This window comes from Sphingobium agri, from assembly GCF_023051225.1.
Taxonomy (GTDB): domain Bacteria; phylum Pseudomonadota; class Alphaproteobacteria; order Sphingomonadales; family Sphingomonadaceae; genus Sphingobium; species Sphingobium agri.
Genome location: NZ_JALKHS010000006.1, coordinates 1,117,836 through 1,132,185 on the forward strand (window position 1 = coordinate 1,117,836; position 14,350 = coordinate 1,132,185).

Consider the following 14,350-nt stretch of genomic DNA (forward strand, 5'->3'; position numbering starts at 1 on the left):
AGGCTGCGGCCCAGGGTTAGCGGCGAGGACATTGATCAGGGGACAATATGGCGTCAGTGCCAAATGATTCGGAACTCGGGTATCGGCCTTGTGTCGGCGTGATGCTCGTCAACATGGACGGCAAGGTTTTTGTCGGCCAGCGGATCGATAGCCAGGTGGAAGCCTGGCAAATGCCGCAAGGTGGGATCGACCACGGGGAAGAGGAAAAAGCAGCCGCGCTTCGTGAACTTGGCGAAGAAACGGGGATCACGCCGGATCATGTCGAGATCATCGCGAAGGCGCGGGACGAACATCTTTACGACCTGCCGCCTGAACTCATCGGGAAGCTGTGGGGCGGCAAGTTCCGCGGCCAGAGGCAGACGTGGTTCCTGGCACGCTTTCTCGGCACTGATGGCGACATCGATATCGCTACCGCTGACCCGGAATTTTCGGAATGGAAATGGATCGAGCCGGAAGCGCTTCCCGACGTGATAGTTCCTTTCAAGCGCAAGCTCTACCGGGACATTCTGCAGGAATTCAAAGCGCTCATCTAAAAGCCACCGCGAGGGTGGAGGCGGGCAGCCTCGTTTGATAAGCTCCGGTGCATGAGGGCGCTTTCCTTTCCTGATCGAGCCCTGGCGTGGAGGTGATGGCTTGAGCTTTGTCATGCGGACGGCGCGGGCGGATGATCTGCAAACCCTGTATGAATTAGCGAAACAAACGGGGGGAGGATTTACGAACCTGCCCGCTGACCGGAAGGCGTTGGAAGAGAAGCTGGTCCGGACCGAACTGGCTCTTGCTCGCGAGGGTGGGGAGGTTGAAGACGAACTCATTCTCATGGTTCTCGAAAACTGCACTACAGGGCAAGTTCGGGGCACCTGCCAGATTTTCAGCAAGGTCGGGCAAAGCTGGCCCTTTTATTCCTACCGCCTGGGCGTCCTGACCCAGCATAGCCGCGAGCTTTCGCGGACGTTCCGGGCGGAAATGCTCTCGCTCGTGACCGACTTGGAGGGATCCACGGAAGTAGGCGGCCTGTTCCTGCATCCGCGAGAGCGCGCGGAGGGTCTTGGCCTCCTCCTCGCTCGCAGCCGTTATCTCTATATCCGTAATCATCGCGAGCGCTTCGGAGAACGAGTGATCGCGGAGCTGCGTGGCGTGATCGATGAAGCGGGCGGCTCGCCATTTTGGGACGGCCTTGCCGGGCGCTTTTTCGGCATGACCTTTCAGGAAGCGGACGAATTCAATGCCATCCATGGCAATCAGTTCATCGCGGACCTGATGCCCAAGACCCCCATCTACATCGCCATGCTGAACGAAGGCGCGCGTGCCGTCATCGGCCTTCCCCATCCCAATGGCCGCGCGGCAATGCGAATGCTGGAGACGGAGGGTTTCACCAATCCGGGCTATGTCGACATTTTCGACGGCGGGCCGACGATGGTCGGACAGATCAACTCGCTGCAAACCATCGCCCATGCGCAGGATGTGACACTTGGTTCGATCCATGACGATGGCGGCGAAAAGCATTTGATCGCTTGCGGTCAGCGCGCCGAGTTTCGCTGCACCTACGGCCTCGTCAAACGCGCCAGCAACGAGGGCGTATCACTCGACCGGGAAAGCGCTGAACGGCTGGCGATCGAGCCGGGGCAGTCATTCACGATGGTGCCGCGCGCATGAGCGTCAGGGAGATCAACTTCGACGGCTTGATCGGCCCGAGCCACAATTATGCGGGCCTGAGCCATGGCAATCTCGCTTCGGCCAACAATGCAGGAGCGGCATCCTACCCCCGGGCAGCCGCCCTGCAAGGCATCGAGAAGATGCGCACGAACCTCCGCCTGGGCCTGACCCAAGGCATTTTCGTACCGCAATGGCGGCCGGACGGACGCTGGCTGAACGCACTGGGCACGAATATCAGCGAAGCAGAGCCCCATATCCGGGCGGCCGCCATGTCCGCGTCGTCGATGTGGGCAGCCAATGCCGCCACGGTATCGCCGGGGCCGGACACGGCAGACAGGCGTACCCATTTGACGGTCGCCAATCTGGTGACCATGCCCCATCGCAGCCATGAGTGGCAGCAGACGCTCACCCAATTGCAGGTCGCCTTTTCCGACAAGTCCGCATTCGCGGTGCATCCGCCGATCCCCGCGCCTTTTGGCGACGAGGGCGCCGCCAACCATATGCGGCTATGTGACCGGCATTCGGATCAAGGCGTCGAAATATTCGTCTATGGCCAATTGGGTGGCCCCTATCCTGCGCGCCAGCATGTCGAAGCCAGCAAGGCGGTAGCGCGGCTGCACGGCCTTGATCCTGCGCGCACATTGTTCGTGATGCAGTCGCAAGAGGCGATCGCGGCCGGCGCATTCCATAATGACGTGGTAGCAGTCGCCAACGAAGGCCTGCTGTTCGCCCATGAGCAAGCCTTTGCGGACAAGGACCGCTTCTACACGCAGTTGCGGGCGCTCTTCCCGGCGGTGCAGATCATCGAAGTGCCAGCACGGGCGATAAGCCTGACCGACGCCATCCAAAGCTATCTTTTCAACGCGCAACTAGTCACGATGCCCCATGGCGGCATGGCTCTGGTCCTGCCTGCCGAAGCAAAGGCCATCAGGAGCGTCTGGGGGTGGCTGGAAAATCTGGTCGCGGGCAATGGTCCCATCCGGGAACTGTTCCCCGTCGACGTGCGCCAATCCATGGCCAATGGCGGAGGACCAGCTTGCCTGCGGCTGAGGGTCGTCGCGGACCCGGCGAATATCGATCCACGGTTTCTGGTGAACGAAGCCAAGCTTGACGCCATCGCGAACATTGTCGAGCGTAGTTGGCCTGAGGAGATCATCGCCACTGATCTTGCCGACACCCGCCTGATCGCGCAGATCGAACAATCGTGGTTAATGCTTGTTGACCATTTGCAACTTTCGGGCGACTTAATTCCTTAGAGCTAGTCGCAGCTCGAGTGGAATGATGAACCGGATCAAGCGCCTTTTCACGATCAAGACGAAGTTCGAGGCGTTTCTGGTCATCTATGCGCTTGCACTGGGCGCTACGGAGCGCGGCATCGTCTATATGGGGCAATATCCCGGTTTCGGCGGCCAATTGCTTGCCCTGGCATGCACCGGATCGGTATTCATGGCCGGCGGGATGATCATCGATGCCGTCGAGATGCGGCGGCGCCTGACCTACTGAACGGCGTTTCGGGGCAAGGCGGCGGTTGACCGGGAGCGGAGCCGCATGCAGGAGCGCTCCATGGCCGCGATCATGCTTCAGGGAACAGGATCCGACGTCGGCAAGTCGGTGCTCGTTGCGGGGCTGTGCCGCACGCTGGTGCGCCGTGGCTACAGCGTGCGTCCTTTCAAGCCGCAGAACATGTCCAATAATGCAGCCGTCACGGCCGATGGCGGAGAGATCGGCCGGGCCCAGGCTCTCCAGGCGGCGGCGGCCGGGGTAGAACCGCATAGCGACATGAACCCGGTGCTGCTGAAACCGCAGGCTGACCGGACGTCGCAACTGGTCGTGCATGGCAAGGTTCGCGGCACGCTGGGCGCTGGGAATTTTCGGACGGCGCGAGCCGAGCTGCTGGGCGCGGTGATGGAGAGCTACGAGCGGCTGCGGCAGCAATGCGACATCGTCGTGGTCGAGGGCGCCGGATCGCCCGCCGAAATCAATTTACGGGCCGGTGATATCGCGAACATGGGCTTCGCGCGGGCGGCGGATGTGCCCGTCATCCTGGTCGGCGACATAGATCGTGGCGGCGTCATTGCCGCGATCGCAGGCACCAAGGCCATTATCGACCCGGCGGATGCGGCGATGATCCGAGGGTTCCTGATCAACAAGTTCCGTGGTGATCCCGCGCTGTTCGAGGATGGCTATCGCCAGATCGAGCAATTGTCAGGCTGGCGAGGCTTTGGCGTGATCCCCTGGCTATCGGCCACTGCCAGGTTGCCCAGCGAAGACGCCGTGGTGCTGGAGAGGAATATCGATCGTGGCGCCAGGGGGACGGTGATTGCCTGCCCTGTCCTGCCCCGCATCGCGAATTTCGATGATCTCGATCCGTTCAAGCTCGAGCCTGACGTGGAGCTTGTCATGGTGCCGCCGGGGCAACCGATCCCCGCCGAGGCCAGCCTGATCATTCTGCCGGGTTCGAAGGCGACCATCGCCGACCTGCGCGCATTGCGGGCAGAGGGATGGGATATCGACATCCTGTCGCATCATCGGCGCGGCAGGCCCATTTTGGGCATTTGCGGAGGGTATCAGATGCTTGGCCGCAGCATCTCAGATCCTGAAGGCATCGAGGGGGAACCGGAAAGGATCGAGGGGCTGGGCCTGCTTGATGTGGACACACGGTTGACGGGCGATAAGTCGCTGGAGCGGGTGGCGGGCACGGCGTGGGGGCAGAGCTTCGCGGGATATGAGATGCATGTCGGCCTGACCGACGGCCCCGATCGCGCGCGGCATTTGGCGCGGCTGGCCGATGGCCGGACGGATGGTGCTGTCAGTGCGGACGGCCGCGTTTGCGGCACCTATGTGCACGGCCTCTTTGCCAGCACGGAAGCGCGTGCTGGATTGCTGGCGTCGTTGGGCGTGAAATCCGGAGCGGTGGATTATGCCGCGTCGGTGGAACAGGCGCTCGATGACATTGCCGGGCAGTTGGAGCTGCATGCTGACATCGATGCGATGATCGAGATGGCGACGAAACGCTGACGCGGACGGGTTGCTTTGGGAAATGATGCGGCTTGCCGGCAAGCTCGCCCACCGTTCAGCCGGGTGGCTTCCCCTGTTACTAACGGGCCGATATTTGCGGGACGTCCGACCGGCACAGTCGCGCCTGAACAGCTAAGACAATCAGCTATGATTGTCTTACATGCTGCTGATTTTCTTGGGAAAAGAAAATGGCGCGCCCGGAACGATTCGAACGTCCGACCCTCAGATTCGTAGTCTGATGCTCTATCCAGCTGAGCTACGGGCGCGTTGTGGAGCGGCAGATAGAGGGGGGCGGATGATTGGGCAAGCCCCTTTTTCACTTTTTTTACGGGGCTGCCGTCGCAGTTTCGCAGGCGCAACTTTTCCCGGCATTTGCTCGTTGCGGATTGGGGAAGGAGGCGAGGCATGGCTTTCACTTTGAACGAAATCATATTGCTGGTCATCGCACTGCTCGTTGGGCTTGTGCTGGGCCTGATGATGAGCGGACGCGGCAAATATAAGCGGCTGTGGCGGGACGAGCAGATCGCGCATCGGCAGACGTTAAAGGAACGGGATGCGCGGGTGGCGGCTGTTCCTCCCGGCGTTGGGCATGATCGCTCTGATCGGGATGATCTGACACGGGTCAGAGGGATTTCAGCGGCAGATGCGGCCGCACTGCATGAGGCGGGCTATCATCGTTATGACCGGCTTGGCGCAATCAGTGACGAGCAGCAAGCGGCGTTGGAGGCACGGCTGGGGCGGGAACCGGGAACGATCGCGCGCGAGGAATGGCGCACCCAGGCGCGGCTGCTCGAAACCGGCAAGGTCCGCGAGCATGAGCGGCGCTATTTGGAGACATAAGGTGGATGCCCCCTTAACCCCTCCCGCGTACGGGAGGGGGTTGATGGGTTCGCGCTACTTCTTCGCCAGCGCGGCCTGCGCAGCGGCGAGCCGGGCGATCGGGACGCGGTAGGGCGAGGCCGAAACATAGTCGAGGCCGGTAGCCTCGCAGAAGGCGATCGAGGCGGGATCGCCGCCATGTTCGCCGCAGATGCCGAGCTTGATCCCCGGACGGGTCGCGCGACCACGCTCGGCTGCCAATTCGATCAGTTGGCCTACACCCTCCACATCGATGCTGACGAATGGATCGCGGGCGAAGATGCCCTTGTCGACATATTGCGTCAGGAAGCGGCCCGCGTCGTCACGGCTGATGCCGATCGTCGTTTGCGTGAGATCGTTGGTGCCGAAGGAGAAGAACTCGCCCACTTCAGCGATCTCGCCTGCCTTGAGCGCCGCGCGCGGCAGTTCTATCATGGTACCGACGAGATATTCGACCGAGGCGCCCTGCTCCGCGAAGACTTCACTGGCGACGCGATCGACGATCGCCTTCATCAGCTCCAGTTCCTTCCTTGTCGCGACAAGCGGGATCATGATTTCCGGAATCGGCGCTTCGCCGCTACGCTGCTTGATGAGAAGCGCGGCTTCGAAGATGGCGCGGGCCTGCATCTCGTATATTTCGGGATAAGTGACGCCGAGACGGCAACCGCGATGGCCGAGCATCGGGTTGAACTCGTGCAGTTCGGCGGCGCGGCGCTTGAGCGCATCCACGCCAACGCCTGCTGCCTTGGCCACTTCCTCGAACTCCGCCTCGCCATGAGGCAGGAATTCGTGCAGCGGCGGGTCGAGCAGGCGGATGGTGACGGGCAGACCGGCCATCACCATGAAGATCTGCGCGAAATCGTCCCGCTGCTCGGGCAGCAGCTTTTCGAGCGCGGCGCGGCGGCCCTTCTCCGTGTCGGCGAGGATCATCTCGCGGACCGCAGTGATGCGGGCGGCGTCGAAGAACATATGCTCGGTGCGGCAGAGGCCGACGCCCTCCGCGCCGAAATCACGCGCGGTCTGGCAGTCGAGCGGGGTTTCGGCATTGGCGCGGACCTTCAGGCGACGAACCTTGTCGGCCCAGCCCATCAGCGTGCCGAAGTCGCCAGCCAGTTCGGGCTGCACCGTCGGCACTTCACCCGCCATCACCTCGCCAGTCGAACCGTCGATGGTGAGGATGTCGCCTTCCTTGAGCGTGCGCCCTTCGATGCGCAGCGTCTTGGCGGCGTTGTCGATCGACAGGCTACCAGCGCCGGACACGCAAGGACGGCCCATGCCGCGCGCCACCACCGCCGCGTGTGACGTCATGCCGCCACGCGCGGTCAGGATGCCCTTTGCGGCGTGCATGCCGTGAATGTCTTCGGGGCTGGTTTCGACGCGGACGAGAATGACGGAATCGCCCAGCTCATTGCGGCGCTCGGCCGTATCGGCGTCGAACACGATCGCGCCAGATGCGGCGCCCGGAGACGCCGGCAGGCCCTTGGTCAGCACATCGCGGGGCGCCTTGGGATCGAGCGTGGGGTGCAGAAGCTGGTCGAGCGCGGCGGGATCGACGCGGGCGACGGCTTCTTCCTCGCTGATCAGGCCTTCGGTCGCCATATCGACGGCGATCTTGAGCGCGGCCTTGGCGGTGCGCTTGCCCGAACGGGTCTGGAGCATCCAGAGCTTGCCCTGCTGCACCGTGAACTCGATGTCCTGCATGTCGCGATAATGGGTTTCGAGGATCTGAAACACCCGCGCCAGTTCGGCGTAGGTTTCCGGCATCGCCTCTTCCATCGACAGCGGCTTGGCCCCTGCCCGCTCGCGCGCCTGGCGTGTGAGATATTGCGGTGTGCGGATGCCCGCGACGACGTCCTCGCCCTGCGCGTTGATGAGATATTCGCCATAGTAGGCGTTCTCGCCCGTCGCGGGATCGCGGGTGAAGGCGACGCCGGTGGCCGATGTGTCGCCCATGTTGCCGAATACCATCGCCTGCACGTTGACGGCGGTGCCCCAATCGTGCGGGATCGAGTTCAGGCGCCGATAGACCTTGGCGCGGTCGGCCTGCCAGCTGCCGAACACTGCGCTGATTGCGCCCCAAAGCTGGTCGTTTACGTCCTGCGGGAAGGGCTTGTTCCAAAGCTTTGTAACAAGGCCCTTATATTCGGAAACAAGCGCCTTCCAATCGTCGGCGGTCATTTCCGTGTCGAGTGTGTAGCCCTGATCCTCCTTGGCGATTTCCAGCGCTTCCTCGAACGCGCCGTGATCGAGTTCCAGCACCACGTCGGAATACATCTGGATGAAGCGGCGATAGCTGTCCCAGGCGAAGCGCTCGTCGCCGGACGCGGCAGCGAGGCCGAGGACCGTTTCATCGTTGAGGCCAAGGTTGAGGACGGTGTCCATCATGCCCGGCATGGAGATGCGCGCACCGGAGCGGACGGAGACGAGAAGCGGATCGGCCGCGTCTCCGAACTTCTTGCCCGTGACGCCTTCGATATGGGCGATGCCGTTTGCGACTTCGGCCTTGAGGCTTTCGGGGAATACGCCGCCATCCTGATAATAGCGGGTGCACATTTCGGTTGTGATGGTGAAGCCCGGAGGCACGGGGAGGCCGATGGCGGCCATGCCGTCCAGATTGGCGCCCTTGCCGCCAAGGAGATTCTTGTCACCCTTGCCACCATCATCGACGCCGCCGCCGAAACGATAGACATAACGCGTCGCGGTCGTGCTCATGCTGGCCTCTTCCATTTTCAACATAGTCCCGGCTCTCCCTGCACTGGTTGCCGTGTATTTGTGCGTTGCAGCAACATTCCTACAACAGGCGGGGCGATGAACGCACCCGCTTTTACGATGATCCTTGGTCTTCTCTATTCTTTTCCGGCGCTTCGCATCCCGGTTCTTATGAATTACCCTGCAATTTTCGAGAAATCAGCGACGGCGTGGACAGCGTCCCGCACCCGCGCAAGCAGAGCGAGGCGCGCGAGGCGCTTGGCCGTGTCGCTATCGTTTACGGTAACCTTGTCGAAGAAGGCGTCGATCGGCGCGCGCAGGGTGGCGAGCGCGGCCATGGCGCCTTCGAAATCCTCTGCCTGCACGGCGGCGCTTGCGCGCGGCTCGGCGGCGTCGAGGGCCGCGATGAGATCGGCTTCGGCCGGTTCGGGGGTGTAGGTTAACGGCGTCACCCCAGCGGGAGCCGGGGTCTCAGCTTCGCTCGAACCGGCAGAGATGCCAGCTTCCGCTGGCATGACGGATTGATCGACGCCTTCCTTTTTCAGGATATTGGCGGCGCGCTTGTATCCCGCGAGGAGGTTGGTGCCGTCATCGGTGGCGACGAAGGATTGGAGCGCCTTCACGCGGGCGAGCAGGCGGACGAGGTCGTCCTCACCGCCGAGCGCGAAGACGGCGTCGATCAGGTCGTGGCGGACGCCTGCTTCCTTTTGCTGGACTTTTAGGCGGTCGGCGAAGAAGTCGAGGAGCGAGTGTTCCGATGCATAATAGCTAAACCACAACTCAAACGCAGTCGGGCTTTCGACGTCCTTTAATCGGTCCCGCATTTTATCGGCAGCCTTTTGCCCCAGAAGGGCGGCCATTGCCTGCATTGCGGTATCTAACGTGGCCGCATCAATCGCGCCTGTGCGTTGCACCGCTAGCTGCTCAGTTGCCACGTTAATAATCTTATGAAGAGGCAACCGGTATTGAAGAGCCGTCAGTGTCGAAATTACCCCGATGGCACTTCTACGCAAAGCAAATGGGTCCTTCGACCCAGTTGGCTTTTCGTCAGAAGCGAAAAAGCTGGCCAGCGTGTCCAACTTATCCGCCAGCGACACTGCTACCGTCACCGGCGCAGTGGGCACCTCATCACCCTGCCCGACCGGCTTGTAGTGATCGCGGATCGCATCGGCCACAGCATCGGGCAGACCTTCGGCGCGGGCGTAGTAGCCGCCCATGATGCCCTGGAGTTCTGGGAACTCTCCGACCATTTCGGTGACGAGGTCGACTTTGGCTAGGCGGGCGGCTTGTTCGGCGAGGTTTGCGAGTTCCTCGGACGTCGCTGCCTGCCCACCCCCGGCCCCTCCCGCTTGCGGGAGGGGGGAAGTCGTTACTATGCCTTCTTCTACCAGCCAGCGGGCCAGTTTCGCCACGCGGTCCACCTTGTCGGCTACGGTGCCGAGCTTTTCGTGGAAGGTGATGCGTTCGAGCTTTTTCGCGTGGTCTTTGAGGCTGGTCTTGCGGTCCTGTTCCCAGAAGAAGCGGGCGTCGGACAGGCGCGCGGCGAGGACCTTGCGGTTGCCCGCGACAATTGCTTCGCCGCCATCCTTGGCCTCGATATTGGCGGTGCAGATGAAGGCCGGAGCAAGCTTGCCCGCACCATCGCGCAGAACGAAATATTTCTGGTTTATCCGGAGGGTTAGCTGAATGACCTCAGGCGGGACATCAAGGAAGGTCGGGTCGAAATCGCCTAATAGCGGGACAGGCCATTCGGTTAGCCCGGCATTTTCAGCGACGAGTCCCTTGTCCTCGATGACCGTATAGCCCTTCGCGGCGGCGGCCTCGTTGGCCTTTGCCTCGATGATCGACTGGCGTTCCTGATGGCTGACGATCACATGGCAGGCGCGCAGTTTTTCGACATAGTCATGCGCGCCGCCGATGGTGATTTCGCCGGGATGATGGAAGCGATGGCCAAGCGTGGCGTAGCTCGACCTGATGCCTTCGATCTCAATGTCGACCAAATCCTCGCCGAGGATGGCGACGATACCTTGCAGCGGACGGACCCAGCGCAGGCTCTCCGTCGTCTGCGAAGCGGTGCCCCAACGCATGGATTTGGGCCAGGGGAAAGCACGGACGATGGTGGGCACGGCTTGCGCCAGCACTTCCGCCGTCGCGCGGCCGGGCTTGTTGACGTTCGCGAACCAGACGCCTTCGCGGTCCTCAAGCTGGTCCTGAGTGAGGCCGGTCTTGCGGAGGAAGCCTTCCAGCGCCTGCGCGGGAGCACTGGTGCGGGGGCCTTTGAACTCCTCGCTGACGGCCGCTGTCTCGAGGGGCAGGCTGCGCGCGATCAGGGCGAGGCGGCGGGGCGTGACGAAGCTGTCGATGCTTTCAGGTTTCAGGCCAGCCTTGCCCAGTTCCTCGGTGAAGAGGCGGGCGAGGTCTTCGGACGCTTTGAGCTGCATCCGGGCCGGGATTTCTTCGCAGCGGAGTTCGAGGAGGAAGTCAGTCATCACGCGGCCCACCCGTTCACTTCCATCCACTTTTCGCACGAACCCTTGGCAAGGTCGCGGACGCGGCCGATGTAGCTGGCGCGTTCCTGGACGGAGATGACGCCGCGCGCCTGGAGCAGGTTGAAGACATGGCTTGCCTTGATCGCCTGGTCATAAGCGGCGAGCGGGACGCCCGCTTCCAGCGACGCCTTGCACTCGGCTTCGGCATCCTTGAACCAGCGGAACAGCTTTTCGGTGTCGGCGATCTCGAAATTCCATTTCGACATCTGCTGCTCATTGGCGAGGAAGACGTCGCCATAGGTAACGCCTGCGTCGTTGAACTTCAGGTCATAGACGCTGTCCACGCCCTGAATATACATGGCAAGGCGTTCGAGGCCGTAGGTCAGTTCGCCAGCGACAGGCTTGCAGTCGAAGCCGCCCATCTGCTGGAAATAGGTGAACTGGGTGACTTCCATGCCGTCGCACCAGACTTCCCAGCCGAGGCCCCAGGCGCCGAGCGTCGGGCTTTCCCAGTCATCCTCGACAAAGCGGATATCGTGGACCAGCGGATCGATGCCGATCTCCACCAGCGAGCCCAGATACAGCTCCTGAAGGTTGGCCGGGGACGGCTTCATGATCACCTGATATTGGTAATAATGCTGGAGCCGGTTGGGGTTATCGCCATAGCGGCCATCGGTCGGGCGGCGGCTGGGCTGCACATAGGCAGCGTTCCAGGCATCCGGGCCAAGGCTGCGCAAGGTGGTGGCGGGGTGGAAGGTGCCTGCGCCTACTTCCATGTCATAAGGTTGCAGGATGACGCAGCCTTGGCGGCCCCAATAGGCGTGCAGGGTCAGGATCAAATCCTGAAAGGAAAGCGGCTTACCTGTCGCCACGGACGGTCCCTTGCGAAAATGACAGTTTGATCGCGCGCGCCTTGGCGCAGGAGGGCTTTAGGGTCAAGGAAAAGCGGCTTGGCCGAGACTAATCCGCTTGCCCAAAAGCCCCCTGCCCCGCATGGATGCGGAAACTTTGCTGATGATGGATCGATGCGCGAGATGAAATGGTCGCTTCCCCGCCTGATTGCCGCGGGCTTGTTGATGCTGAGTGGTTGTGCGCAGGAGCAGCAGGCCACGGCGCGTCCTCCGGTTACGAAGGCTGGCTATGTAACGCCCGCGCTTTGGCAAGTGTGCGACGAGGACACGACCATCTATCTGTTCGGGACGGTCCATGTGCTGAAACCGGGGACCGATTGGTTCAACGGCGGCGTGAAGCGGGCATTCGACGGCTCGGATGAGCTGATATTGGAAATTATCGAGCCGGACGATCCGCAAGCGATGGCAGCCAGTATGGCGCAACAGGGATTGGCGCGCGATGGCGTCAAGCTGTCGGATCGGCTTACGCCAGACATGCGCGAAAAATATCAGGCGGCGATGACGGCGAACGGCCTGCCCTGGCAGATGTTTGAGCCATTCAATCCGTGGATGGCGGGCATGGCGCTGGCGGTAAAGCCGCTGGAAAAGCTGGGTTATGAAGCGGATCTGGGTGCGGAGAAGACGCTGACGGCAGCAGCGAAGGCAGCGGGCAAGAAGATCGGCGCGCTGGAAACGGTCGAGCAGCAGTTGGGCTATTTCGCCGGGCTGCCGGTCGACAGCCAGATCAAATTCTTGAACGCCACGGTCGATGGACTACCGGAGATGGATGCGGAATTTTCCCGTCTGATCGCGCATTGGCAGGCGGGCGATCCTGCAAAGTTGGCAGCGGAAATGAATGAATCGCTGGAAGCCACGCCGGAACTGGCCAAGGTTCTGCTGATCCAGCGGAACGGCAATTGGGCCAAGTGGATCAAGGAGCGGCTGGCGCGGCCCGGAACCGTGTTCATTGCTGTCGGCGCAGGGCATCTGGCAGGCAAGGGCAGCGTGCAGGACCAGCTTAAGGGTCTGGGCATAGCGTCGGCAAGGGTTGCCGAGTGAATTGGCTTCGATGGCTGGGTTTTTGCGCACTGCTGCTGATCGCGGCTTGTGGGCAAGAGCCGAGCTCAAAAGAGGTTGAGGTTGGGCCCGCGCTGTGGCGCGTTCAGGGGCGCGGGCTGGATGGCTGGCTGTTCGGCACGATCCATGTGCTGCCCCGCGGAGTGAATTGGCGGACGCGGGACATTGCGCGCGCGATCGAAAGCTCCGACCGGCTGGTGCTTGAGTCCGCCGAAATACAAGACCCGCAGGCGACCAGCGCCTTGTTCGAGAAAATGGGTCGCAGCCCGGGCCTCCCTCCATTGGAGGATCGCGTGCCTGCGAGCGAGAGAGCCGAAATGCGACGGATCGCTACCGAAGGCGAAGCGGATTTGCAGCGCCTGTCCGGCTATGAAAGCTGGGCGGCGGCCATGCTCTTGTCGATGGCAGCGCAGCAGTCTTTACATCTGAGCGCAAGCGAGGGTGTGGAGCAGGTGCTGATCGCGGAGTTCCAGTCGGCGGGCAAGCCGATCGGCGGGCTAGAGACCGTCGCGCGACAATTTGGCGCATTCGATACCTTGCCGGAAACGTCGCAGCGGCGTTTGCTATTACAGACAGTGAGCGGAGCGGAGGAGATGAAGACGCTCTACAAGCGGGTTTTGGAAGGATGGTTGAGGGGTGACATGGCGGAGATTGCCCGCGTCGATCAAGCCGGCGAGAGGCCTGATCCCGCTGTCGAGGGCGCCGTGCTGATCGCGCGCAACCGGGATTGGATCGATGCGATCGGGACGCTGAAGGGGCGACCGTTCATCGCCGTCGGCACCGCGCACCTAACGGGGCGGGACAATCTCATCAGTTTGCTGCAAGCGCGCGGATATGAGGTGACGCGGGTGCAATAGCGCCGCGCCCTTGCCTTTACCCGCCTTTCTGCTACAGGGCCGCCTTCCCGTGATGGTCATCCCTGGAGGCGTTACGGGAAGTTTTGACATATCAGCTTTTGGAGACACGCAATGAGCGAGCAGCTTACGCTGTCGGCAGAGGCACGCGATCGGGCAGGCAAGGGAGCCTCCCGCGCTCTCCGCCGTGAGGGCCGCGTACCCGCCGTCATCTATGGTAACAATGAAGAACCCCAGTCGATCCACGTTGAGGAAAAGCTCCTCAGCAAGCTGCTCGGCACCGGCCACTTCTTCAATTCGGTCGTTTTTGTGGAAGTCGGCGGCAACAAGGTTCGTACCCTTGCCAAGGACGTCGCTTTCCATCCCGTGACCGACCGTCCGCTGCACGCCGACTTCCTGCGCGTTTCGGAACATGCCACCGTCCACGTCAACGTGCCGGTGCGCTTCGAAAATGAAGACGCTTCGCCTGGCCTCAAGAAGGGCGGCGTTCTCAACATCGTCGCGCATGACATCGAACTGATCGTCGACGCGGCCGAAATCCCCGACGACGTGGTCGTGGACCTCAAGGGCCTGGACGTGGGTGAATCGATCCACATCGGCGCTGTGAAGCTGCCCCGTGGCGCCAAGGCTGCGCATGATGAAACCGACTTCACCGTCGCGACCATCGTTGCTCCGTCTGCCCTGAAGAGCGCCGAGGGTGACAACGAGACTCCGGCGGAAGGCGAATAAGCCTTCTTCCGTTACGACTAAAGCAGCCCCGTTCGGGCTGAGCGAAGCCGAAGCCTCAACTGAACGAAGCGAA

At 62.1% G+C, this 14,350-nt stretch carries 12 protein-coding genes and 1 tRNA gene; 9 read left to right on the forward strand and 4 right to left on the reverse strand.

The features are described 5' to 3' along the window. The first annotated feature begins 47 nt into the window (after positions 1-47). The 5 genes from MU848_RS08785 to MU848_RS08805 all read left to right on the forward strand — a co-directional run bounded on the left by MU848_RS08785 (position 48) and on the right by MU848_RS08805 (position 4,671). A complete protein-coding gene (locus MU848_RS08785; RefSeq protein WP_247231218.1) occupies positions 48-533 on the forward strand; it encodes an RNA pyrophosphohydrolase in 486 nt (161 codons plus the stop codon). Positions 534-633: 100 nt separating this feature from the next. Then, a complete protein-coding gene (locus tag MU848_RS08790; protein ID WP_247231219.1) occupies positions 634-1,653 on the forward strand; it encodes an arginine N-succinyltransferase in 1,020 nt (339 codons plus the stop codon). Next, positions 1,650-2,909 (forward strand): N-succinylarginine dihydrolase, encoded by a 1,260-nt coding sequence (locus MU848_RS08795; RefSeq protein ID WP_247231220.1) that lies wholly within the window; start codon positions 1,650-1,652, stop codon positions 2,907-2,909. Before MU848_RS08790 ends, MU848_RS08795 begins: the two co-directional genes overlap by 4 nt. Before the next feature lie 25 nt (positions 2,910-2,934). Continuing rightward, positions 2,935-3,156 (forward strand): hypothetical protein, encoded by a 222-nt coding sequence (locus MU848_RS08800; RefSeq protein WP_097092760.1) that lies wholly within the window; start codon positions 2,935-2,937, stop codon positions 3,154-3,156. 60 nt (positions 3,157-3,216) lie between these two features. Then, a complete protein-coding gene (locus tag MU848_RS08805) occupies positions 3,217-4,671 on the forward strand; it encodes a cobyric acid synthase (protein ID WP_247231221.1) in 1,455 nt (484 codons plus the stop codon). A gap of 189 nt (positions 4,672-4,860) precedes the next feature. On the opposite strand, the gene MU848_RS08810 is transcribed toward MU848_RS08805, so the two are convergent. After that, positions 4,861-4,937, reverse strand: a tRNA-Arg gene (locus tag MU848_RS08810). 139 nt (positions 4,938-5,076) lie between these two features. On the opposite strand from MU848_RS08810, the gene MU848_RS08815 reads away from it, so the two are divergent. Further along, complete coding sequence (locus MU848_RS08815) at positions 5,077-5,511, forward strand: hypothetical protein (protein WP_247231222.1); 435 nt, start codon at positions 5,077-5,079, stop codon at positions 5,509-5,511. 54 nt (positions 5,512-5,565) lie between these two features. Here the strand turns inward: MU848_RS08815 and ppdK are convergent, their stop codons facing one another. The 3 genes from ppdK to MU848_RS08830 all read right to left on the reverse strand — a co-directional run bounded on the left by ppdK (position 5,566) and on the right by MU848_RS08830 (position 11,599). Beyond that, complete coding sequence (ppdK, locus tag MU848_RS08820) at positions 5,566-8,265, reverse strand: pyruvate, phosphate dikinase (protein ID WP_247231223.1); 2,700 nt, start codon at positions 8,263-8,265, stop codon at positions 5,566-5,568. A gap of 149 nt (positions 8,266-8,414) precedes the next feature. Further along, on the reverse strand, positions 8,415-10,727 hold the full coding sequence (gene glyS / locus MU848_RS08825) for a glycine--tRNA ligase subunit beta (RefSeq protein ID WP_247231224.1): 2,313 nt from the start codon (positions 10,725-10,727) through the stop codon (positions 8,415-8,417). After that, positions 10,727-11,599, reverse strand: coding sequence for a glycine--tRNA ligase subunit alpha (locus tag MU848_RS08830; RefSeq protein ID WP_247231225.1), 873 nt, complete (start codon positions 11,597-11,599; stop codon positions 10,727-10,729). The genes glyS and MU848_RS08830 overlap by 1 nt, the downstream gene beginning before the upstream one ends. Before the next feature lie 162 nt (positions 11,600-11,761). Between MU848_RS08830 and MU848_RS08835 the strand changes: the two genes are divergently transcribed. From MU848_RS08835 to MU848_RS08845, 3 genes are all read left to right on the forward strand, one after another. After that, a complete protein-coding gene (locus MU848_RS08835) occupies positions 11,762-12,676 on the forward strand; it encodes a TraB/GumN family protein (RefSeq protein ID WP_247231735.1) in 915 nt (304 codons plus the stop codon). Continuing rightward, on the forward strand, positions 12,673-13,551 hold the full coding sequence (locus tag MU848_RS08840; protein WP_247231226.1) for a TraB/GumN family protein: 879 nt from the start codon (positions 12,673-12,675) through the stop codon (positions 13,549-13,551). The genes MU848_RS08835 and MU848_RS08840 overlap by 4 nt, the downstream gene beginning before the upstream one ends. Before the next feature lie 111 nt (positions 13,552-13,662). After that, positions 13,663-14,277, forward strand: coding sequence for a 50S ribosomal protein L25/general stress protein Ctc (locus MU848_RS08845; protein WP_247231227.1), 615 nt, complete (start codon positions 13,663-13,665; stop codon positions 14,275-14,277). The last annotated feature ends 73 nt before the right edge of the window (positions 14,278-14,350 follow it).

What these genes read in the sequence shown, in the direction of transcription:
- MU848_RS08785 (WP_247231218.1), top strand. Translation starts at nt 48, where the DNA reads ATGGCGTCAGTGCCAAATGATTCGGAACTCGGGTATCGGCCTTGTGTC.
- MU848_RS08795 (WP_247231220.1), top strand. Translation starts at nt 1,650, where the DNA reads ATGAGCGTCAGGGAGATCAACTTCGACGGCTTGATCGGCCCGAGCCAC.
- MU848_RS08800 (WP_097092760.1), top strand. Translation starts at nt 2,935, where the DNA reads ATGAACCGGATCAAGCGCCTTTTCACGATCAAGACGAAGTTCGAGGCG.
- MU848_RS08805 (WP_247231221.1), top strand. Translation starts at nt 3,217, where the DNA reads ATGGCCGCGATCATGCTTCAGGGAACAGGATCCGACGTCGGCAAGTCG.
- MU848_RS08815 (WP_247231222.1), top strand. Translation starts at nt 5,077, where the DNA reads ATGGCTTTCACTTTGAACGAAATCATATTGCTGGTCATCGCACTGCTC.
- ppdK (WP_247231223.1), bottom strand. Translation starts at nt 8,265, where the DNA reads ATGTTGAAAATGGAAGAGGCCAGCATGAGCACGACCGCGACGCGTTAT.
- glyS (WP_247231224.1), bottom strand. Translation starts at nt 10,727, where the DNA reads ATGACTGACTTCCTCCTCGAACTCCGCTGCGAAGAAATCCCGGCCCGG.
- MU848_RS08835 (WP_247231735.1), top strand. Translation starts at nt 11,762, where the DNA reads ATGAAATGGTCGCTTCCCCGCCTGATTGCCGCGGGCTTGTTGATGCTG.
- MU848_RS08845 (WP_247231227.1), top strand. Translation starts at nt 13,663, where the DNA reads ATGAGCGAGCAGCTTACGCTGTCGGCAGAGGCACGCGATCGGGCAGGC.